The organism is Pseudomonas alcaligenes (assembly GCF_014490745.1).
Classification (GTDB): Bacteria; Pseudomonadota; Gammaproteobacteria; order Pseudomonadales; family Pseudomonadaceae; genus Aquipseudomonas; species Aquipseudomonas alcaligenes_C.
Genome location: NZ_LZEU01000001.1, coordinates 3,744,216 through 3,763,180 on the forward strand (window position 1 = coordinate 3,744,216; position 18,965 = coordinate 3,763,180).

Annotated in this window: 19 protein-coding genes; 9 read left to right on the forward strand and 10 right to left on the reverse strand. The window is 66.2% G+C overall.

Going from position 1 to position 18,965, the window contains the following annotated elements; translation table 11 throughout:
* The first annotated feature begins 159 nt into the window (after nt 1–159).
* From A9179_RS17090 to A9179_RS17105, 4 genes are read left to right on the forward strand one after another with little or no spacing between them, the layout of a single operon-like run.
* Nucleotides 160–1,146 (forward strand): NAD(P)/FAD-dependent oxidoreductase, encoded by a 987-nt coding sequence (locus tag A9179_RS17090; protein ID WP_187807412.1) that lies wholly within the window; start codon nt 160–162, stop codon nt 1,144–1,146.
* Nucleotides 1,143–1,364 (forward strand): TIGR02450 family Trp-rich protein, encoded by a 222-nt coding sequence (locus A9179_RS17095; RefSeq protein ID WP_187807413.1) that lies wholly within the window; start codon nt 1,143–1,145, stop codon nt 1,362–1,364. Before A9179_RS17090 ends, A9179_RS17095 begins: the two co-directional genes overlap by 4 nt.
* 43 nt (nt 1,365–1,407) lie before the next feature.
* Nucleotides 1,408–2,385, forward strand: a complete 978-nt coding sequence (rlmF, locus tag A9179_RS17100) for a 23S rRNA (adenine(1618)-N(6))-methyltransferase RlmF (protein ID WP_262410616.1) — start codon at nt 1,408–1,410, stop codon at nt 2,383–2,385.
* Nucleotides 2,382–2,972 carry an IMPACT family protein gene (locus A9179_RS17105; protein ID WP_187807415.1) on the forward strand — a complete coding sequence of 197 codons (591 nt, stop codon included), beginning with the start codon at nt 2,382–2,384 and terminating at the stop codon, nt 2,970–2,972. Before rlmF ends, A9179_RS17105 begins: the two co-directional genes overlap by 4 nt.
* Nucleotides 2,973–3,145: 173 nt before the next feature.
* On the opposite strand, the gene A9179_RS17110 is transcribed toward A9179_RS17105, so the two are convergent.
* Nucleotides 3,146–3,565: an Lrp/AsnC family transcriptional regulator gene (locus A9179_RS17110; RefSeq protein WP_187807416.1), complete on the reverse strand. Its 420-nt coding sequence runs from the start codon at nt 3,563–3,565 to the stop codon at nt 3,146–3,148.
* Between the two features lie 131 nt (nt 3,566–3,696).
* Here A9179_RS17110 and yjeH point away from each other — a divergent pair, with 131 nt between their 5' ends.
* Entirely contained in the window at nt 3,697–4,962 is a 1,266-nt protein-coding gene (gene yjeH, locus A9179_RS17115) for an L-methionine/branched-chain amino acid transporter (RefSeq protein ID WP_187807417.1), read from the forward strand.
* 204 nt (nt 4,963–5,166) lie between these two features.
* Nucleotides 5,167–6,492 (forward strand): TAXI family TRAP transporter solute-binding subunit, encoded by a 1,326-nt coding sequence (locus A9179_RS17120; protein ID WP_187807418.1) that lies wholly within the window; start codon nt 5,167–5,169, stop codon nt 6,490–6,492.
* Between the two features lie 50 nt (nt 6,493–6,542).
* Here the strand turns inward: A9179_RS17120 and A9179_RS17125 are convergent, their stop codons facing one another.
* The gene (locus A9179_RS17125; protein ID WP_187807419.1) at nt 6,543–8,153 is read right to left on the reverse strand and encodes a M28 family metallopeptidase; all 1,611 of its coding nucleotides are present in this window, start codon (nt 8,151–8,153) and stop codon (nt 6,543–6,545) included.
* 345 nt (nt 8,154–8,498) lie between these two features.
* Here A9179_RS17125 and yejK point away from each other — a divergent pair, with 345 nt between their 5' ends.
* On the forward strand, nt 8,499–9,506 hold the full coding sequence (yejK, locus tag A9179_RS17130; protein ID WP_187807420.1) for a nucleoid-associated protein YejK: 1,008 nt from the start codon (nt 8,499–8,501) through the stop codon (nt 9,504–9,506).
* 336 nt (nt 9,507–9,842) lie between these two features.
* Here yejK and A9179_RS17135 read toward each other — a convergent pair whose 3' ends face one another.
* The 4 genes from A9179_RS17135 to A9179_RS17150 form a co-directional block, all read right to left on the reverse strand.
* The gene (locus A9179_RS17135; RefSeq protein ID WP_187807421.1) at nt 9,843–10,778 is read right to left on the reverse strand and encodes a glutathione S-transferase family protein; all 936 of its coding nucleotides are present in this window, start codon (nt 10,776–10,778) and stop codon (nt 9,843–9,845) included.
* A gap of 67 nt (nt 10,779–10,845) precedes the next feature.
* Nucleotides 10,846–11,142: a GIY-YIG nuclease family protein gene (locus tag A9179_RS17140; protein WP_187807422.1), complete on the reverse strand. Its 297-nt coding sequence runs from the start codon at nt 11,140–11,142 to the stop codon at nt 10,846–10,848.
* Complete coding sequence (locus tag A9179_RS17145) at nt 11,139–11,837, reverse strand: glutathione S-transferase family protein (protein ID WP_187807423.1); 699 nt, start codon at nt 11,835–11,837, stop codon at nt 11,139–11,141. Before A9179_RS17145 ends, A9179_RS17140 begins: the two co-directional genes overlap by 4 nt.
* Nucleotides 11,838–11,910: 73 nt before the next feature.
* Nucleotides 11,911–12,378 carry a nuclear transport factor 2 family protein gene (locus A9179_RS17150; protein WP_187807424.1) on the reverse strand — a complete coding sequence of 156 codons (468 nt, stop codon included), beginning with the start codon at nt 12,376–12,378 and terminating at the stop codon, nt 11,911–11,913.
* A 120-nt stretch (nt 12,379–12,498) separates the two neighbouring features.
* Here A9179_RS17150 and A9179_RS17155 point away from each other — a divergent pair, with 120 nt between their 5' ends.
* On the forward strand, nt 12,499–13,473 hold the full coding sequence (locus A9179_RS17155; RefSeq protein WP_187807425.1) for a GlxA family transcriptional regulator: 975 nt from the start codon (nt 12,499–12,501) through the stop codon (nt 13,471–13,473).
* Nucleotides 13,474–13,704: 231 nt separating this feature from the next.
* Here the strand turns inward: A9179_RS17155 and A9179_RS17160 are convergent, their stop codons facing one another.
* From A9179_RS17160 to A9179_RS17175, 4 genes are all read right to left on the reverse strand, one after another.
* Nucleotides 13,705–14,466, reverse strand: coding sequence for an amino acid ABC transporter ATP-binding protein (locus A9179_RS17160; protein WP_187807426.1), 762 nt, complete (start codon nt 14,464–14,466; stop codon nt 13,705–13,707).
* Between the two features lie 12 nt (nt 14,467–14,478).
* On the reverse strand, nt 14,479–15,576 hold the full coding sequence (locus A9179_RS17165) for an amino acid ABC transporter permease (RefSeq protein WP_187807427.1): 1,098 nt from the start codon (nt 15,574–15,576) through the stop codon (nt 14,479–14,481).
* 9 nt (nt 15,577–15,585) lie between these two features.
* Nucleotides 15,586–16,770 carry an amino acid ABC transporter permease gene (locus tag A9179_RS17170; protein ID WP_187807428.1) on the reverse strand — a complete coding sequence of 395 codons (1,185 nt, stop codon included), beginning with the start codon at nt 16,768–16,770 and terminating at the stop codon, nt 15,586–15,588.
* A gap of 97 nt (nt 16,771–16,867) precedes the next feature.
* Nucleotides 16,868–17,896 carry an amino acid ABC transporter substrate-binding protein gene (locus A9179_RS17175; protein WP_187807429.1) on the reverse strand — a complete coding sequence of 343 codons (1,029 nt, stop codon included), beginning with the start codon at nt 17,894–17,896 and terminating at the stop codon, nt 16,868–16,870.
* Nucleotides 17,897–18,284: 388 nt separating this feature from the next.
* On the opposite strand from A9179_RS17175, the gene A9179_RS17180 reads away from it, so the two are divergent.
* Nucleotides 18,285–18,944, forward strand: coding sequence for an alpha/beta hydrolase (locus A9179_RS17180; RefSeq protein ID WP_187807430.1), 660 nt, complete (start codon nt 18,285–18,287; stop codon nt 18,942–18,944).
* Nucleotides 18,945–18,965 lie beyond the last annotated feature (21 nt).

The following is an 18,965-nucleotide window of genomic DNA, read 5'->3' on the forward strand; positions in this document are numbered from 1 at the left end:
CTAGTCTGAATTATGACGCGGTTACGTGCCTTGTCCGCCCGGACACAGCGTCGCAGATTCAACAGGCCCGCGATTGCAAGCAAATCCGCCTGTACGGCACACACCGACCACGCAGGGTTGTCTAAAACGTAGCCTGTCGTAGCGGAAACGAGGTAGACCATGAGCGCACCCATCGCCATCATCGGCACCGGCCTGGCGGGACTCTCCGCCGCCCAGGCACTGCATGCCGCCGGCCTGGAAGTAGAGCTGTTCGACAAGAGCCGCGGCAGCGGCGGACGCATGGCCAGCAAGCGTAGCGACGCCGGCTCGCTGGATCTCGGCGCCCAGTACTTCACTGCCCGTGACCGCCGCTTCGTCGAAGTGGTGCAGCACTGGCAGGCCCGCGGCTGGGTCGCCGAGTGGGATCCCGAACTGTACCAGAGCAACGAGAACGGCCTCAGCCCTTCGCCGGATGAACAAGTGCGCTGGGTCGGCACCCCGCGTATGAGCGCCATCAGCCGCGCCCTGCTCGGCGCCTTGCCGGTGCACTTCTCCTGCCGCATCACCGAAGTCTTTCGCGGCGAGCAGTACTGGGAGCTGCAGGACACCGAGGGCCAGAGCCACGGCCCGTTCAGCAGCGTGATCATCGCCACCCCGGCCCCCCAGGCCACCGGCCTGCTCAGCGCTGCGCCGAAGCTGGCCAGCGCCGCCGCCAGCGTGATCATGGAGCCGACCTGGGCCGTCGCCCTGGCCTTCGCCACGGCCCTGGACACCCGCGTCGAGGGCTGCTTCGCCCAGGGCAGTGCGCTCGACTGGGTGGCGCGCAACCGCAGCAAACCGGCGCGCGACGGCAGCTTCGACACCTGGGTGCTGCATGCCAGCAGCAGCTGGAGCAAGCAGCATCTGGATCTGCCCAAGGAGGCGGTGATCGAGCGCCTGCACGGCGCCTTCGCCGAACTGATCGGCTGCCCGCTGCCGGCGCCCAGTATCAGCCTGGCCCATCGCTGGCTGTATGCGCGGCCGGCCAGTGCCCACGAGTGGGGCGCCCTGGCCGACGCCGACCTGGGCCTGTATGCCTGCGGCGACTGGTGCCTGTCCGGCCGGGTGGAAGGCGCCTGGCTGAGCGGCCAGGAGGCGGCTCGCCGGCTGCTGGAGCATCGCCAGTGAAGCCCGGCCGGATCAATCCGCGCAAATTGCTGCTGTCGAAGTGGACGGCCCGCACACCACGCAATCGCGAGCGGCACTTCCTGGTCACCGAACTGCAGCGCAGTGACTCTGGGGAAGTACTGACGATCGACCTGCAGGCCGTGCTGACCGGGCGCAGCGAGCGCCTGGACTGGCACCTGCTAGAGGACACCGAACGCTGGCAGATGGGCTGGAACTAGTGTCTGTGGGACAATGCCAACCCCGCTCGCCGAACAGCCCATCATGCGTCAGAAAGCCCAGCCCCCTCGCCAACCCAAGGCCGTCACCAAGGGCCAGTTGCACCCGCGCAACCGCCACCAGGGGCGCTACGACTTCCCCAAGCTGATCGAAGCCAGCCCGGAACTGGGCAAATTCGTCATCCTCAACCCCTACGGCAAGCAGAGCATCGACTTCGCCAACCCGGAGGCGGTCAAGGTGTTCAACCGCGCCCTGCTGCGCCAGCTGTACGGCATCGTGCACTGGGACATTCCGCCGGGCTACCTGTGCCCACCGATTCCCGGGCGCGCCGACTACCTGCACGGCCTGGCCGACCTGCTGGCCGAGGGCAATGACGGCAATATCCCGCGTGGCAAGGCGGTGCGCGTGCTGGATATCGGCACCGGTGCCAACTGCATCTACCCGCTGCTCGGCCATAGCGACTACGGTTGGCGCTTCGTCGGCGCCGACATCGACCCGCAGGCCCTCGCCGCGGCCGCCGTGACCGTGCAGGCCAACGGCCTGGGCGAGGCCATCGAGCTGCGCCGCCAGGCCCAGCCCGAGCAGATCTTCCAGGGCCTGATCGAGGCAGGCGAACGCTTCACCCTGAGCCTGTGCAACCCGCCCTTCCACAGTTCCGCCGAGGATGCAGTGAGCGGCAGCACGCGCAAGTGGAAGAACCTCGGCAAGCTCGACCCCAAGCGCAAGCTGCCGGTGCTGAACTTCGGCGGGCAGAGCAACGAGCTGTGGTGCGAAGGCGGCGAGGCGGCCTTCCTGCGGCGTATGGCGCGGGAAAGCGCCGAGTTCGCCGGCCAGGTGCTGTGGTTCAGCAGCCTGGTGTCCAAGGCCAGCAACCTGCCGACCCTGCAGGCCGCCCTGGCCAAGGCCGGCGCCCTGGAAGTGCGCTGCGTGGAGATGGCCCAGGGCAACAAGCAGAGCCGCTTCGTGGCCTGGACCTTCCATGAGGTGGCCGCCCGCCGCGCCTGGCTGCAGGCCGCGCGGTGAGTTTCTGCCTGGCCGGCCCCTGCGAGTACCGCGAGGAGATCCGCAAGAGCCGCTTTATCGCCATGGCCGCGCCCATCGAGTCGGCTGAGCAGGCCCTGGCCTTTATCGAGCAGCACAAGGATCTCGGCGCCTCGCACAACTGCTGGGCGTTCAAGTGCGGCCAGCAGTACCGCTTCAGCGACGACGGCGAACCCGGCGGCACCGCCGGCCGACCGATCCTCGCCGCCATCGAGGGCCAGGACTGCGACCAGGTGGTGGTGCTGGTGATCCGCTGGTACGGCGGCATCCAGCTTGGCACCGGCGGCCTGGCCCGTGCCTACGGCGGCAGTGCGGCCAAGTGCCTGCAGGGTGGCGAGCGTATCGCCCGGGTGCTGCGGGTGCAGGCGCACTGCCATGTGCCGTTCGCCGAGCTGATGCGGGTCAAGGCGCGCCTGGCCGACTGGCAGGCGCTGCTCGAACGGGAAGATTTCGATGGCGACGGCGCCGTGCTGCAACTGGCGCTGCCGGCCGAGCGACTCGCCGAGGCCGCCAGCCAGCTGGGCGATATGAGCCGCGGCCGCATAGTGCTGCAGCGGCTCGAGCCGTAGGGCGGGTGAAACCCGCGTCGCGGGATCAGGAATAGCGAGCTTAACCCGCCCACCTGTCGAGCCTCCTCGCGCAATCCCCCTTCTGCCTCGTCATTCCCGCCTGCGCGGGGATGACGGAATAGCAAAGAAGCCCCATCGGCACGGGTATTGACGCTACACGGGTTGCTCCCGCCCTACATCGCCCACTCGGTCACCACCATATGGGTCTTGACCCGCTGCATGCCGGGGTAGCTCTCGATCTCGCCGCGGATCTCGGCCAGGCGCGCCATGCTGGCTGCCTCCACCTGCACCAGCATGTCGGTCTCGCCGCTGATGCCGCAGCACTGGCGGATTTCCGGAAAGGCGCGCATGCGCTCGACATAGTCCTGGCAGCGACTTTCCTTGTAGAACAGTTCGAGGAAGGCCTTGATCGTATTCTGCGTCGGGTCAACCACACGGGCGTGGTAGCCCTGGATCACCCCGCCCTGCTCCAGTTGGCGAATCCGCTCCCCCACTGCCGAGCGCGACAGATTGACCTCGCGGGCGATCTGGCTGACGGGGGTGCGCGCATCCTGGCGCAGCAGGGCGATGATCTGGCGGTCGAACTTGTCCACGGTGCTTCTCGGCAGGCAATTTGACGGGCGATTCCGCCAGTTTGCCGGGCATCGGCGGCGAGCTGGCAGCAGCGGCACAAGGGGCGACGGCTTACCATGGCGGGATCGCAAAGAAGCCACGAGCATACAACATGAGCCGCTTGAACAAGGAACTGGGCCTGCTGCAGGGAGTCGGGCTGCTCAGCACCTCGCTGCTCGGTACCGGCATTTTCGTGGTACCTGCGCTGGCCGCCACCGCCGCCGGCACCGCCTCGCTGTGGGCCTGGCTGATCCTGATCGGCCTGGTGCTGCCGGTGGCCTTCACCTTCGCCCAGCTGGGCAAGCGCTTCCCTCATGCCGGCGGTGCACCGCACCTGATCGGCCGGGCTTTCGGTGCGCGCCTGGAGCGGCTGATCGCCTTCCTGTTCCTCGCCGTGCTGCCGGTGGGCCTGCCGGCCGCGCTGAACATCGCCACCGGGTTCTGGCAGGCCGTGCTGCCGGTGGGCAAGGGCGAGGCGCTGCTGATCCAGTTCGTCACCCTCGGCGCCATGCTCCTGCTCGGCCAGCGCCCGGCCCGGGCCAGCGGCCTGGTGCAGGGGCTGATCGCCCTGGCGATCATCGGCACAGTAGCGCTGGTCTGGTGGGTGGCCGACCTGCCGCTGGCCAGCCAGCCGCTGCTGCCGTCCATCGAGGGCTCCTGGCACCTGATCCCGACGGCACTGGGCGTGATGTTCTGGTGCTTCGTCGGCATCGAGGCCTTCACCCACTTGGGCGAGGAGTTCAAGCACCCGCAGCGCGACTTCCCCCTCGCCCTGCTGCTCGGCGTGCTGCTGGCCGGCCTGGTGTACTGGGCCTTCTCGGTGGCCGTGCTGAGCTTCCATGTGTACGGCGACGTGCACAGTGACGCCGCCTCGCTGCCGCGCCTGATGCAGCTGCTGCTGGGCGAGCAGGCGCGCTGGCTGGTGGCGCTGATCGGCTACCTGGCCTGCTTCGCCTCGATGAACGTCTATGTGCAGGGCTTCGCCCGGCTGATCTGGAGCCTGGCCGACGAAGGCAAGCTGCCCAGCCCCCTGGCCCGCCTCAACCGCCACGGCGTACCGGCCCGCGCCCTGCTGGTGGTGGTGCTGATCTGCTGCCTGTGCGCCAGCCTGGCCGCCGTGCTGCAGCTCTCGGTGGACGACCTGATCCGCTACGCCAACGGCAACTTCGTGGTGGTCTACCTGCTCAGCATGGCGGCCGGCTGGGTGCTGCTGCGCGGTGTGTGGCGCTGGCTGGCCGGCTTCAGCACGCTGCTCTGTAGCCTGGTGCTGCTGGCCCTGGGCAGCGAGGCGCTGTATGCCCTCGGCCTGCTGGCGCTGTTCGCCGCCCTCGATTACGGCCTGGGCCGGCGCGCAGCGGTTCTCGCTTCACACGATTGAGAACCTGTTTACGATCTCGCGAGCTAGAGATAAACGGTGGCGAAAACGGCCGAGGAAGCGGAGTTTACGAGTGGTAAATGAGCATTCCGAGGTCGTTTTCAACACCGTTTAGCCGACGCGCAGCAGATCGTAAACAGATTCTGGGCGGTGAGCGGGCGGGCCATCCCGGCTATCCTCAGCCAGGGACAGCCTCAAGGACAGACCATGCGCCGCATTCTCCGCGATCTGAAAATTCTCATCCTCGCCAACCTGTGGCTGGTGCCGGTGCTGGCCGGCCTGGTCGGTGCGCTGTTCTACTTCGTCGCCCCACCGCCGCCCATGCATGCGCGCCTGGCCACCGGCGCCGCCGGCGGTGGCTACCACGCCTTCGCCGAACGCCTGCGCGCCGAACTGGACAAGCAGGGCTTCACCCTGGAGCTGGTGGAAAGCGCCGGCTCCGCCGACAACCTGGCCAAGCTCGGCAAGGGCGATGTGGAACTGGCCCTGGTGCAGAGCGGCCAGGAACTGGCCCTGGATACCGAGGCCCGCGACCGGCTCGCCGGCCTCGGCGTGATGTACCGCGAGCCGCTGTGGCTGTTCACCGGCAAGAAGGTCAAGTTCCAGCGCCTGGCCGATCTGCTGAAGCTGCGCCTGGCCGTGGGCGGCGCCGACAGCGGTACCCAGGCGGTGACGGCGGCCCTGCTCGGCGCCAACCACATCGAGCCGGCCAACTACCCCAAGCAGTGGCAACAACTGGGTGGCAGCCGCGCTGCCGATGCGCTGATCGAAGGCAGGCTGGACGCCGCCTTCTTCGTCGGCCCGGCGGAAAACCCGCTGATCCAGCGCCTGGCCGCCGAGCCCAAGCTGCGGCTGGTCAGCCTGCGCCGCACCCCGGCCTACCTGGCCCGCCTGCCCTACCTGAGCCGCCTGGAAGTCGGCGAGGGCATGCTCGACATGGCGCGCAACACCCCGGATCGCGACATCGTCACCCTCGGCCCGGTGGCCGTGCTGGTGGCCGGCGAGAGCTTCCACCCCTCGCTCACCCCGCTGATCCTCGAGGCCGCCCGCGAAGTGCTGAAGAACGGCAGCCTGCTCGACCCGGCCGGCAGCTACCCGGCCAAGCCGCCGCTGTCGCTGCACACCCTAGCCGAGGCCGATTACTACTACGACAAGGGCCTGCCAATCCTGCAGCGCTACCTGCCGTTTCGCATCGCCTCGCTGGCCGACCGCTACATCATCCTCGCCATCCCCCTGCTGGTGCTGCTGTTCCCGCTGTTCAAGGCCATCGGGCCGATCTACCAGTGGCGCATCCGCGCGCGCATCTACCGCTGGTACAAGCACCTGCGCGAGATCGACCAACTGCTCTACAAGGGCGACCTGCCCAGCGACATCGCCGTGGAGATCGGCCGCCTGGAGAAGCTGGAGGACGAACTGGCACGGGTCGAAGTGCCGCTGTCCTACTCCAGCGAGCTGTACGAGCTGCACATGCACCTGCGTTACATGATCGAGCGCCTGCAGGCCGTGCAGCGCCGCAACGTCCCGGCCGAATAAAAACAAACCCCGCCCGGCAGGCCCGGGCGGGGTTGTTCAGACAGGGCGGATCACTTGATCCAGTGCTTGCCCCAATGGGTGATGTCATACGCCTGGGCGCTGCGCTTCAGGCCCTTGCCAGCCGTTGCGGCGGCAATTTCGTCGTCGACCACCCGAGTCGAGAACGCCAGCCAGCTGGTGACAAAGGCCATGGCATCGCCGTTGACCTCCAGCGCCCGCAGATCGATGTTGCTCGGGTCATCGCACGCGGCGTGGTAGCACGGGTCGAGCGCCACGCCGGCGCTGCCGCCATAGCGCGCGGCCTGCTCCGCGGTCTTCAGCTCCTCGGCACCGGTGAACAGCCCGCCGAAGGCGATGCCGTCGGTAAAGAACTGCGCGTAGTCGGAACGGAAGGTGATCTCGTCACCCTCGAACGGCAGGCCGCGCAGCCGGTAGTACTTCTCGAACAGGCGCTCCAGGGCCGCCGAGCCGGGTGGGCCCTGCAGGCCGAAGGAGGAACCGTCGCCGTCGTAGATGAAGTAGCCGAAGTTGGGCGAAGCGATCATGTCGAAGTTCAGGTAGGCCTTGATCTTCGCCTTCTGCTCGGGCGGCAGCTGGGTGACGTAGTAGGTGGAACCGACCAGCCCCGACTCCTCGGCGCCCCACCAGGCGAAGCGCAGCTTGTTCTGCGGCCGCGCCTTGCGCATCTGCACGGCCAGCTCCAGCAGGGCGGCACTGCCCGAACCGTTGTCGTTGATGCCGGCACCGGCGAACACCGAGTCCAGGTGCGCGCCGGCCATCACCACGTTGTTCGGATTGCCGTGGCGGCTTTCGGCGACCAGGTTGTAGGTCTGGGTCTGCTCGCGCACCACGTCGGTCACCATGTGCACCTGCAACCCGGCGGTCTGCGCCAGGCTCACCCCCAGGTCATAGGTGCCGAACAGCACGGGAATGCCACCGGCATAGGCATCGCCCAGGGTCGCGTCGATCAGGCCCTTGCGCTCCTCGGTGTCGCCCTGGTTGAAGATGATCACCCCGCTGGCCCCAGCTGCGGCGGCGTTCTCCGCCTTGAGCTGGAAGTTGCAGCTACCGCGCTGCACCAGGGCGATGGCACCCGCCGGGAAGCCAGCGAAGTCCTCCGCCTCGCAACCACTGGTGGAGAGGTTGCCCGCACCCAGGGCGATATCCACCGCAGCGACGGCAGCCGTCACATCACCGGCGTCGGTCTGCGACAGGTAGGTGAAGTCCACCTCCCATTCGAACGGTGCGGGAGTCGGCGCCACGGCCTGCAACAGGCCCGGCCCCTGGGGATAAAAGGCACTGAACGGGAACTCCTGGCGGCTGACCGCATAGCCGGCGCGCTCCAGGGTCGACTGGATATAGTCCAGCGAACGCTGGTAGCCGGGCAGCCCCGCCGCGCGGTTGCCGCCGTTGGCCAGGGCGATGTCATTGAGTGCCAGCAGGTGGGCATTGGTTCTCTCTGCCTGCATGCAGCGTGGCAGCAGCAGCGGCGACAGAGCCTGGGCACCGCCATGACACTCCTGGGGGCTGATCCGCGTCGGACTCCATAACGCCTCGAACAGCTGTGGCAGGTCTTTGGTCTGAGCGGCATGCCCAGGCACGGCCAAGGTGGCCAACAACGAACCCAACATCAGATGGCGATTTCTGATCGTGTTCTGCATGTAATTTCTCCAGTCCGTATTTGGAGCTTTATGGATGCGGCAGTGCTTGTGGCAGCGCCGCGTAACGTCCCTTTACTGCGTCGTGTGGACGCTAAAGACGCTAGACGCATATCACCGGGCAAGCGAAGCGGTTGCAGACTGTTTTCTTGAAGATTGAGATAGATCACCGTAGATGGCGGCAAAATGACAGCAAACTGCCACTATCCATAGCTACCCCGCAGCAGCCCGCCAGCCCGTGCCTGCGCCAGCGAAGCTGGAGCCGACGGGTTTGTCAGGTAGACTGACGCACCTCGCCACGCGCCCTGCGCGGCACCGCCCCAGCGAATCACCTGAAGAACCGAAGCCATGCCGATCCGCCACTGCATCGTCCACCTGATCGACAAGAAACCCGACGGCTCGCCCGCCGTGCTGCACGCTCGCGACAGCGAGCTGAGCGCCTCGCAAGCCATGGAGAACCTGCTGGCCGACCTCAACGAGAGCTACAACGCCAAGCAGGGCAAGGCCTGGGGCCTGTTCCACGAGGAGTCCGGCGCCTACCCCTTCAGCGGCTGGCTGAAGGCCTACCTGGACGGCGAGCGCGACTTCACCGCCTTCAGCCGCCAGGCGGTGGAGCAGTTGCAGAAGCTGATGGAGGAATCCAACCTGTCCACCGGCGGCCATGTGTTGCTGGCCCACTACCAGCAGGGCATGACCGACTACCTGGCCATCGCCCTGCTCCACCACAGCGAAGGCGTGGCGGTGACCGAGGCGCTGGACGTGGCACCGGCCAAGCACCTCGACCTCGGCCAGCTGCACCTGGCGGCGCGCATCAACATCAGCGAGTGGCAGAACAACAAGCAGTCCAAGCAGTACATCTCGTTCATCAAGGGCAAGAACGGCAAGAAGGTCTCGGACTACTTCCGCGACTTCATCGGCTGCCACGAAGGCGTCGACGCGCCGAGCGAAACGCGCACCCTGCTCAAGGCCTTCAGCGACTTCGTCGAGAGCGAGGATCTGCCGGAAGAACAGGCCCGCGCCAAGACCGACACCCTGGTCGACTACGCCACCAGCCAGGCCAAGCTGGGCGAGCCGATCACCCTCGACGAACTGTCCGGGCTGATCGACGAAGACCGCCCGCGCGCCTTCTACGAACACATCCGCAACAAGGATTACGGCATGGCCCCGGAATTCCCGGCGGACAAGCGCACCCTCAACCAGTTCCGCCGCTTCACCGGCCGCGCCGAAGGCCTATCGATCAGTTTCGAATCGCACCTGCTGGGCTCGGCCATCGAGTACGACGAAGCGCGCGACATGCTGATCATCCGCCAGCTGCCGACCCAGCTGAAGGATCAGCTCAAGCGCCGCAAGGACTGAGTCGCGCACCCACAAAAAAGCCCGGCCTATGCCGGGCTTTTTTGTCGGCTATGTCCCAGTTGCTGGGTCGGCGTGTCACCTTCTGGGCCTTGCAGCTGCCTACCCTGGATTCCCGCCTTCGCGGGAATGACAGTGATTACCAAAGCCCCATAGTTTTACCTCGTCATTCCCGCGAAGGCGGGAATCCAGGTGCGTCCGCAGCACAGAAAAACGGCTACGCATACGACGCAACATGTAACTGGGGCATAGCCTTTTCATTGGGCAGCGTAGGAGCCAACTTGCAGACGCCCAATTGTAGGACGGGTGAAGCCCGCGGCTTGCATCCGCCCTACAGGATCACAGCGCCTCGATACGGAAACCCAGGCGCGGGAAGTGCACATGCACCACCCCGGCACGCTCGTCCTCGCGGCGCAGGATCAGCTCCTCGGCGCCGGCGAACAGCAGCTCGCCCTCCACCGGGTCGACGCCGTAATCGGTGGCGGCGATCTTCACCCGCTGCCCGGCCTGGAAGCCGTTGGGCTCGGCGAACTGCTCGTCCGGCAGGGCCGCCGGTGTTGCCGCCCGGGCAATCTCGATGGCGTCGGCGGCGCTCAGCTCGCTGGCCGCGCCATGACCGAAGCCAAGTACGCGACCGAGCCAGGCGCTGACATTGGGGTAGGCATCGACCAGCGGCGCGGTCACCGGAGTGGCCTTGAGGAACCACAGGCAATGGGCCAGAGAGAAGTCGGCAATCGACGGCTCGCCAAACAGGAAATCACCCTCCTCGCGTGCCAGCTGCTGCTCTACACGCGCCATCAACCCCGGCCAGTTGTGCTTGGCCGTTTCCGCCGCCAGGCGCGTGGCGCTACCGCCGCTGAACAGCCCGGCGCGGTCGGCGATAAAGGCCTTGATCGCTTCCGGCGGCAGTTTGGCGAAACGCACGGCCACCGATTCCGGCTGGAACACCAGGCTCACCGCATGCTGGAACACCACCGAATCGACCCACTGGGCAAAGCTGGCCGCCACGAACTCCTGGCCTTCGGGGAACAGCGCCGGGGTGGCCTTGTCAGCCTCCAGGCGCCGGGCGATCAGCGCGGTGTCGCAGTAGATGTCGGCGCCGACCTGCAGCACCGGAGTCTTGCGGTAGCCACCGGTCAGGGCCAACAGATCGGGCTTGGGCATCACTGGCGGGATCGTCACCGAACGCCACGACAGCTGCTTGAAGCCCAGCAGCAGGCGGGCCTTCTCGGCGAAAGGGGAAGTCGGGTAGTGGTGCAGGATCAGCTCGTGCATGACAGGCTCCGTGTCGGTGGCAGGTAAGCGACCAGCTTACCCCCGGGGCGACCCCGGGCCTACCCGCTCAGCCTGATAGCGCATTATCAGCTGCCTGCATGGCGTGCTCGCGCACCAGCGTCTCCTTGGCCGTCTTGGCCAGCGCCTTGATCGCCCGCTCGCGGCGCAGGGCGGCGCTCTTGTCCGCGCAGGCTTCGACATACACCAGCGCCTGAGCCGGGCTGGAGTGGAAGAAGCGCGCGCCCTTGCCGCTCTGGTGCTGGGCGAAGCGCCGCTGCGGATCGTCGCTGATGCCACAGTACAGGGCCCCGTTCGCCGCGCGCACCAGGTAGACGAACCAGGGCTTGGGCAACGCCGTGCTCATGCCCAGTAGGCCGCGCGCAGGCGCTCGCAGTAGGCCACCAGGCTGGGGAACTCACGAGCCATGCGGTTCAGCGGGGTTTCCAGGGTGCAGAAGATCAGGTTGGCCAGCACGCCGTAGGCGGCGGCATCGGCGCTGCAGGGCTGCGCACCGCCGAAATAGTCGGCGCTGCCCAGCAGGTCGTGCAGGGCCTGCAGGTCTTCGCGGGCGAAGGCCAGCAGCTCGTCGCGGCTGTGCCGGCCGATACCCTGGCTGTACAGGCTGCTACGCACCTTGCGCTGCACCATGCCGGGCACGAACCAGCTCAGCGGCGCCGCCAGGCGGCCGAACAGCGCCGGCCTGATCTGCGCCCAGCCCTTGGCGTCGACCCAGCGGAAGTACACCAGGATATGCACCAGATGCTCGTCGCACAGGCGCGTGATGGCCACGCCGCGGGCCAGGCCGGCGGCATCCAGGTGGCTGTCGAGGTCGAGTTTGAAGCGCTTGCTCAGGTGCTGCAGGACGATCGCCGAGTCGCCGATCACCTCGCCTTCCAGCTCGATAAAGGGCAGCTTGCCCTTGGGCCCCTTGCTCGGGTCGCTCAGGTTCTTGACCTGATAGCGCTGCCCAGTCAGGCGCAGGAAGGTTTCGAGTTTGAGGCAGTAGGGGCTGATATTGGGAACGGCGAAGGCGGCGGGAAACTGGTAGAGGGTGATCATCTTCGGCTGCCTGCAGAAAGGTGCCGGCGAGAGTAGGCGATCAGCCTCTGCCTCGCCAGCACTTGCCGCTGCCTCAGCCCTTGCAGAAAGCCGCCAGCCCACGCGCCGCCTGCTGGCGGATGGCGTTCTGCACCGGCGGTGCCCAACCCAGCAGCAGGCCCTTGGTGCCGAGTGCCTGGCGCGCCCAGCGCCACAGGTCGAAGTGATCGCGGTGCTCGATGATCTGGCCATCGCGAAAGCGGAAGTTCGCCTGGATGCGGTTGACCACGGTATTGCCGGTCTGGCTGAACAGATAGGTGGCCACCCACTGCGCGCTGCCCTGCTCGTCGTCGGCCTGCACCTGGTCGAAGGTCAGCGAGAAGTTCTGCGCGCGCGCCGCCAGCATGCGCCACATGTCGCCCGCCGCGCGGCCACGCAGGTCGGTGAACACCGGGTCGCTGAACTGCACGTCCTCGGCATAGCAGGCAGCCATGGCCTCGGCATCGAGGCGCTGGAAGGCCTGGTAGAAACGCGTGATCAGTTCGGCATTGGCGTGGGCCATGGGGCTGCTCCGGCTATGGGTAGTGGCGCTCAGTATGGTCGGCGGTAGCCTTCACGGCGATTGGCGATAAAGACAACTTTGTGTCAATAATCGCCAAAAGCCTCCCCTATCGAGCCGCCGATGATCCGCGTCGCCCTGTATGTTTCCCCGCAGACCGTCTGCTCCAGCCTGAGCATGGCCGACGATGCCTTCCGCCTGGCCAACCAGCTGGCCGGCGAGCGCCTGTTCGACACCTTGCGGGTCAGCCAGGACGGCCAGCCGGTGGAGCTGGGCTTCGTCCAGGTACGGGTCGACGGCGACCTGAGCCTGGCCGCCAGCGCCGACCTGGTGCTGATTCCCGCCAGCGGCAGTTCGGTGCCGCGCATGCTCGACGGCAACCCGGCGCTGCTGGCCTGGCTGGCCAGCCGCCCGGCCGAGCAGCAGTTGGCCAGCCTGTGCAGCGGCGCCTTCCTGCTGGCCGCCGCCGGGGTGCTGGATGGCCGCCGCGCCACCACCCACTGGGCGCTGGCAGATGAGTTCCGCCAGCGCTTCCCGCAGATCCACCTGCTGGATCAGCAACTGTTCACCGAGGACGGCAACCGCTTCTGCTCCGGCGGCGCCCAGGCCGGGCTCGACCTGTGCCTGCACCTGATTGCCTGGCATGCCGGCGAAGCACTGGCGCAACGCCTGGCCAGCACCCTGGTGGTGGAGCGCGAGCGCGGCCCGCAGTCGCGCTTCGCCCCGCTGCTGCCGGACAGCCACCCGACCGACAGCCTGATCGCCCCGCTGCTGCGCTGGCTGCAGGAACATCACCAGCAGGCCATCGACCTCGAGCGCCTGGCCGCCCAGGCGCACTGCTCGACCCGCACCCTGCTGCGGCGCTTCAAGGCCAGCACCGGGCTGACGCCCAACGACTACCTGCAGCGCCTGCGCATCAGTGCCGCGCAGAGCGCCCTGCGCAACCCGGCGCGCTCGCTGGAACAGGTGGCGGCCCAGGTCGGTTACGCCGACCGCGCCACCTTCGCCAAGCGCTTCAAGCAGCTGTGCGGGGAAAGCCCGGGAGCGTTCCGCAAGCGACTTTGCAATCACCCGACCAGCCTACCCTCGCGGCAGTAGCCCGGCATAAAGGCTACGTGCCCGTTAGCGCTTGCCAGCCTCGTGCGCCCTGGATCCCCGTGTGCGCGGGGATGACGCTGTATGAGCAATGCCACGGCGGCACTCACCCCACTGCGTCGCTCCCGCGAAGGCGGGAGCGACGCAGTGGGCGCCTCGATGAGGCGTTACCTGACTAAAACTCAGGCAAAGAAAAAGGGAGCCCGCAGGCTCCCTTGTTTATTCAGCTCAGACTCAGTGCAGGATCTGGCTGAGGAACAGCTTGGTGCGCTCGTTCTGCGGGTTGGTGAAGAAGGTATCCGGGGCCGCCTGCTCGACGATCTCGCCCTTGTCCATGAAGATCACCCGATCCGCCACGGTACGGGCGAAGCCCATCTCGTGGGTCACGCAGAGCATGGTCATGCCGTCGTGGGCCAGGCCGATCATGGTGTCGAGCACTTCCTTGACCATTTCCGGATCGAGGGCCGAGGTCGGCTCGTCGAACAGCATGATCTTCGGCTTCATGCACAGCGCCCGGGCAATTGCCACGCGCTGCTGCTGGCCGCCGGAGAGCTGCCCCGGGTACTTGTTGGCCTGCTCGGGAATGCGCACGCGCTCGAGGAAGTGCATGGCGACCTCTTCGGCCTTGCGCTTGGGCATCTTGCGCACCCAGATCGGTGCCAGGGTGCAGTTTTCCAGCACGGTCAGGTGCGGGAACAGGTTGAAGTGCTGGAACACCATGCCCACTTCGCTGCGGATCGCCTCGATGTGCTTGAGGTCGTTGGTCAGCTCGGTGCCGTCGACGATGATCCGCCCCTGCTGGTGTTCCTCCAGGCGGTTGATGCAGCGGATGGTGGTCGACTTGCCCGAACCCGACGGCCCGCACAGGACGATGCGCTCGCCCTGCTTGACGTTCAGGTTGATGTCCTTGAGCACATGGAACTGGCCGTACCACTTGTTCACGCCCTGCAGGCTGATGATCGGCTCGGCCGCGGCTTCTTTCTTAACTTCGGTCATGGTCTATGACTCCTAACGCTTGTGGCCGGTGTCCAGCTTGCGCTCCAGGTGCATGGAGTAGCGGGACATGCCGAAACAGAAAATCCAGAACACCAGTGCGGCGAACACGTAACCCTCGGTGGACATGCCCAGCCAGGCAGGGTCGTTGGTCGCGCGCTTGATGCTGTTGAGCAGGTCGAACAGGCCGATGATGATCACCAGGCTGGTGTCCTTGAACAGGGCGATGAAGGTGTTGACGATGCCCGGGATCACCAGCTTGAGCGCCTGCGGCAGGATCACCAGACCCATCATCCGCCAGTAGCCCAGGCCCATGGCCGCAGCGGCCTCATACTGGCCCTTGGGAATCGCCTGCAGGCCGCCACGCACCACTTCGGCGACGTAGGCGGACTGGAACAGGATCACCCCGATCAGCGCCCGCAGCAGCTTGTCGAAGCTCATGCCTTCGGGCAGGAACAGCGGCAGCATCACCGAGGACATGAACAGCACGGTGATCAGCGGTACGCCGCGCCAGAACTCGATGAAGGTCACGCAGATCACCCGGATCGCCGGCATCTTCGAACGCCGCCCGAGGGCCAGCAGGATGCCCAGCGGCAAGGCGCCGGAGATACCCACCGAGGCAATCACCAGGGTCAGCATCAGGCCGCCCCACTGGCTGGTCGCCACTTCGCTCATGCCGAGGAAGCCGCCATGCAACAGCCAGAACGCCAGCAGCGGGAAGGCCAGCAGGAAGCCGATGGCGTAGAACGCCTTGCGCGGCATCTGCGGGATGAACAGCGGCGAGGCGCCGATGATCGCCAGCCACAGGGTCAGGTCGACCCGCCAGCGCAGGGCTTCCGGGTAGAAGCCGTACATGAACTGGCTGAAGCGCTGGTTGATGAACACCCAGCAGGCGCCTTCGCTGGTGCAATCGGCGCGGGTAGTGCCATTCCAGTCGGCGGAGAAGAAGGCCCAGTTGAGCACCGGTGGCACGATCAGCCACACCAGGTAGATCGCCAGCAGGGTCAGCAGGGTGTTGAACCAGTTGGAGAACAGGTTGGCGCGCATCCAGGCCAGCGCACCGACGCTCATTGGTGGCGGCGGCAGGTCGGGTTTGAATGTATGGGTCTGCATGGCTGCTCCTTACCGCTCGATCAGCGCAATGCGCTTGTTGTACCAGTTCATCAGCATGGAAATGCTGATGCTGATGGCCAGGTACACGCTCATGGTAATGGCGATGGCCTCGATGGCCTGGCCGGTCTGGTTGAGCACCGTGCCGGCGAACAGCGAGACCATGTCCGGATAGCCGATACCGGCGGCCAGCGAGGAGTTCTTCGCCAGGTTCAGGTACTGGCTGGTCAGCGGCGGAATGATCACCCGCAGGGCCTGCGGCACTATCACCAGGCGCAGGGTCTTGCCGGCCGGCAGGCCGAGCGAGCGCGCCGCCTCGGTCTGGCCATGGCTGACCGACTTGATCCCGGAGCGTACGGTTTCGGCGATGAACGCCGCGGTGTACACGGTCAGCGCCAGGGTCAGGGCCACCAGTTCAGGAATCACCACCCAGCCACCGTGGAAATTGAAGCCCTTGAGCTGCGGGGATTCCCAGTGGAACGGGCTGCCGCACAGCAGCGCCAGCAGGCCGGGCAGCAGCACCAGCAGGGCCACCACGCCGAGGGCGACCGGAAACGGCTGGCCCGTTGCCTCGCGTCGCTGCTTGGCCCAGCGCGCCAGCAGCACGCTGCAGACGATGGCGGTGAGCAGCGCCAGCATGAACGGCCAGAAGCCGCTGTCCATGGTCGGCGCCGGCATGTTCAGGCCGCGGTTGCTGAGGAAGAAAGTGTCGCCCAGGCTCAGGCTCTGCTTCGGCCCCGGCAGCGGCTGGAGGATGGCGAAGTACCAGAAGAAGATCTGCAGCAGCGGCGGGATGTTGCGGAAGGTCTCGATATAGATGGTGGCCAGCTTGCTCACCAGCCAGTTCGGCGACAGCCGCGCCACGCCGATGATGAAGCCGAGAATGGTGGCCATGACGATGCCGATCACCGACACCAGCAGGGTGTTGAGCAGCCCGATGACGAACACCCGGCCATAGGTGTCGCTCTCGCTGTAGTCGATCAGGTGCTGGGAAATACCGAAGCCGGCGCTCTGCTCGAGAAAGCCGAAGCCGGAGATGATCCCGCGTTGTTGCAGGTTGCTCTGGGTGTTGTCGAACAGGTACCAGCCGATCGCCACCACGGCGATCACGGCAATGATCTGGAAAGCCCAAGCGCGCACCTGCGGATCGGTCCAGACCGATCCACGTGGGCGCGTAGAGGAAGCAGGAGTATGCATAGCGGCCCTCATTGAAACCCCACGCCCGCAACCGGCGACGTGGAGTCCATGGCATCAGGAACACCGACACCCCGCAGCGGGGGCGCCGGCACGGGGGTCAGCGCACCGGCGGTGCGTACTGCAGACCACCCTTGTTCCACAGGGCATTGAGCCCGCGCTCGATCTTCAGCTCGCTGCCGGCACCGACGTTGCGATCGAAGATTTCACCGTAGTTACCAACTTGCTTGACGATCTGTACGGCCCAGTCCTTCGGCAGTTTCAGATCCTTGCCGAAATCACCCTCGGCGCCCAGCAGACGGGCGATGTCGGGGTTCTTGGTGGACTTGGCCATTTCTTCGACGTTGGCCGAAGTCACGCCCAGTTCCTCGGCATTGAGCTGGGCGTACAGGCTCCAGCGCACGATGTCGAACCACTCCTCGTCACCCTGGCGCACGGACGGGCCGAGCGGCTCCTTGGAGATCACTTCCGGCAGCACCACGTAGTCGTTCGGTGCGGCCAGCTTGATGCGCTGGGCGTACAGCTGCGACTGGTCGGAGGTGAGCACGTCGCAACGCCCGGATTCCAGCGACTTGGCGCTCTCGTCGGAGGTGTCGTAAGTGATCGGGGTGTACTTCAGGCCATTGGCACGGAAGTAGTCGGAGAGGTTCAGCTCGGTGGTGGTACCGGCCTGGATGCACACGGTGGCGCCGTCCAGTTCCTTGGCGCTGGAAACGCCCAGCTTCTTGTTCACCAGGAAGCCCTGGCCGTCGTAGTAGGTCACGCCGGTGAAGTTGAGGCCCATGGCCGCATCACGCGAGCTGGTCCAGGTGGTGTTGCGCGACAGTACATCGACCTCGCCGGATTGCAGCGCGGTGAAGCGCTCCTTGGCGGTCAGCGGGCTGAACTTCACTTTGGAGGCGTCGCCGAACACGGCTGCAGCCACGGCGCGGCAGACATCCACGTCGATCCCCAGGTAGTTACCCTTGGCATCGGCGTAGGAGAAACCCGGCAAGCCATCGCTGATACCGCACTGCACGTAGCCTTTCTTCTTCACTGCATCGAGGGTCGCGCCTGCGTGGGCAAAGCCGCTTACGCCCAGGACTGTCGCGGTAGTCAGAATTGCCAGGGTGGATTTCACCATCTTCATCAAAACCTCCAAATGTTCTTGTTGGATCGGAGTCTCGGTTCTGCCGCCGTACCCTTGTGAGGCACGTTCGATCCCGCCACCATGGCAGGATCAACCGGGGTGCGAACCTGAGGTGAGTCTAGATGCCGATACCAAGGCCGGCGAACTCACCGCATGCCGTAGGTAATACGGGCTTGAGACGCAGTGGGGTGTCTGGCCTCTGCGCACGAGGCGCCCCCCGCCAGACCCAGTGCCTACAGCAAAGCGCGTACCAGCTTGATAACCGAGCCCCGACAAAGGTCGGTCAAGAGCAAAACTTTTTCCTGTGCGACATCTTCTTAAGAATTCCCACCCTTCGACAAAAACGCTGCGCACCAAAACAAGGCGCAGTTCCATCGCGGAGCCCGACATGAGCGAAATCCTGACCCTCGAGCCCACCCAAACGGCCGACGCCTGCGTCATCTGGTTACACGGACTGGGGGCCGACCGTTACGACTTCGAGCCGGTGGCCGCACTCCTCCAGCAGCGCCTGCGCAGTACCCGTTTCATCCTGCCGCAGGCGCCGACCCGCGCCGTGACCATCAATGGCGGCTGGGCCATGCCCAGCTGGTACGACATCCTCGCCATGAGCCCGGCCCGGGCGATCAACCGCGAGCAGCTGGAAGCCTCGGCGCAGACCGTCATCACCCTGATCGAGGCGCAGCGCGACAGCGGCATCGACCCGGCGCGCATCGTCCTCGCCGGTTTCTCCCAGGGTGGCGCCGTGGTGCTGCACACCGCCTTCCTGCGCTGGCAGGGCCCGCTGGGTGGCGTGTTGGCGCTGTCCACCTACGCACCGACCTTCAGCAACGAGCTGCAGCTCGATGCCCGCCAGCAGCAGCTGCCGGTGCTGCACCTGCACGGCAGCCACGACGACGTGGTGCTGCCCGCCATGGGCCGCGCCGCCCACGATTGCCTGCAAGCCCTGGGCGTGCCGGTGGGCTGGCGCGAATACCCGATGGCCCATGAAGTGCTACAGGAAGAAATCCACGATATCGGCGCCTGGCTCGAGCAGCGCCTGGCCCGCTAAGCCTGCGTCAAAACTTCGGCA

What these genes read in the sequence shown, in the direction of transcription:
- A9179_RS17150 (WP_187807424.1), bottom strand. Translation starts at nt 12,378, where the DNA reads ATGGCCCACGCCAATGCCGAACTGATCACGCGTTTCTACCAGGCCTTC.
- A9179_RS17135 (WP_187807421.1), bottom strand. Translation starts at nt 10,778, where the DNA reads ATGCACGAGCTGATCCTGCACCACTACCCGACTTCCCCTTTCGCCGAG.
- A9179_RS17175 (WP_187807429.1), bottom strand. Translation starts at nt 17,896, where the DNA reads ATGAAGATGGTGAAATCCACCCTGGCAATTCTGACTACCGCGACAGTC.
- A9179_RS17180 (WP_187807430.1), top strand. Translation starts at nt 18,285, where the DNA reads ATGAGCGAAATCCTGACCCTCGAGCCCACCCAAACGGCCGACGCCTGC.
- A9179_RS17160 (WP_187807426.1), bottom strand. Translation starts at nt 14,466, where the DNA reads ATGACCGAAGTTAAGAAAGAAGCCGCGGCCGAGCCGATCATCAGCCTG.
- rlmF (WP_262410616.1), top strand. Translation starts at nt 1,408, where the DNA reads ATGCGTCAGAAAGCCCAGCCCCCTCGCCAACCCAAGGCCGTCACCAAG.
- A9179_RS17125 (WP_187807419.1), bottom strand. Translation starts at nt 8,153, where the DNA reads ATGCAGAACACGATCAGAAATCGCCATCTGATGTTGGGTTCGTTGTTG.
- A9179_RS17090 (WP_187807412.1), top strand. Translation starts at nt 160, where the DNA reads ATGAGCGCACCCATCGCCATCATCGGCACCGGCCTGGCGGGACTCTCC.
- A9179_RS17120 (WP_187807418.1), top strand. Translation starts at nt 5,167, where the DNA reads ATGCGCCGCATTCTCCGCGATCTGAAAATTCTCATCCTCGCCAACCTG.
- A9179_RS17140 (WP_187807422.1), bottom strand. Translation starts at nt 11,142, where the DNA reads ATGAGCACGGCGTTGCCCAAGCCCTGGTTCGTCTACCTGGTGCGCGCG.
- yejK (WP_187807420.1), top strand. Translation starts at nt 8,499, where the DNA reads ATGCCGATCCGCCACTGCATCGTCCACCTGATCGACAAGAAACCCGAC.
- A9179_RS17170 (WP_187807428.1), bottom strand. Translation starts at nt 16,770, where the DNA reads ATGCATACTCCTGCTTCCTCTACGCGCCCACGTGGATCGGTCTGGACC.
- A9179_RS17145 (WP_187807423.1), bottom strand. Translation starts at nt 11,837, where the DNA reads ATGATCACCCTCTACCAGTTTCCCGCCGCCTTCGCCGTTCCCAATATC.
- yjeH (WP_187807417.1), top strand. Translation starts at nt 3,697, where the DNA reads ATGAGCCGCTTGAACAAGGAACTGGGCCTGCTGCAGGGAGTCGGGCTG.
- A9179_RS17155 (WP_187807425.1), top strand. Translation starts at nt 12,499, where the DNA reads ATGATCCGCGTCGCCCTGTATGTTTCCCCGCAGACCGTCTGCTCCAGC.
- A9179_RS17165 (WP_187807427.1), bottom strand. Translation starts at nt 15,576, where the DNA reads ATGCAGACCCATACATTCAAACCCGACCTGCCGCCGCCACCAATGAGC.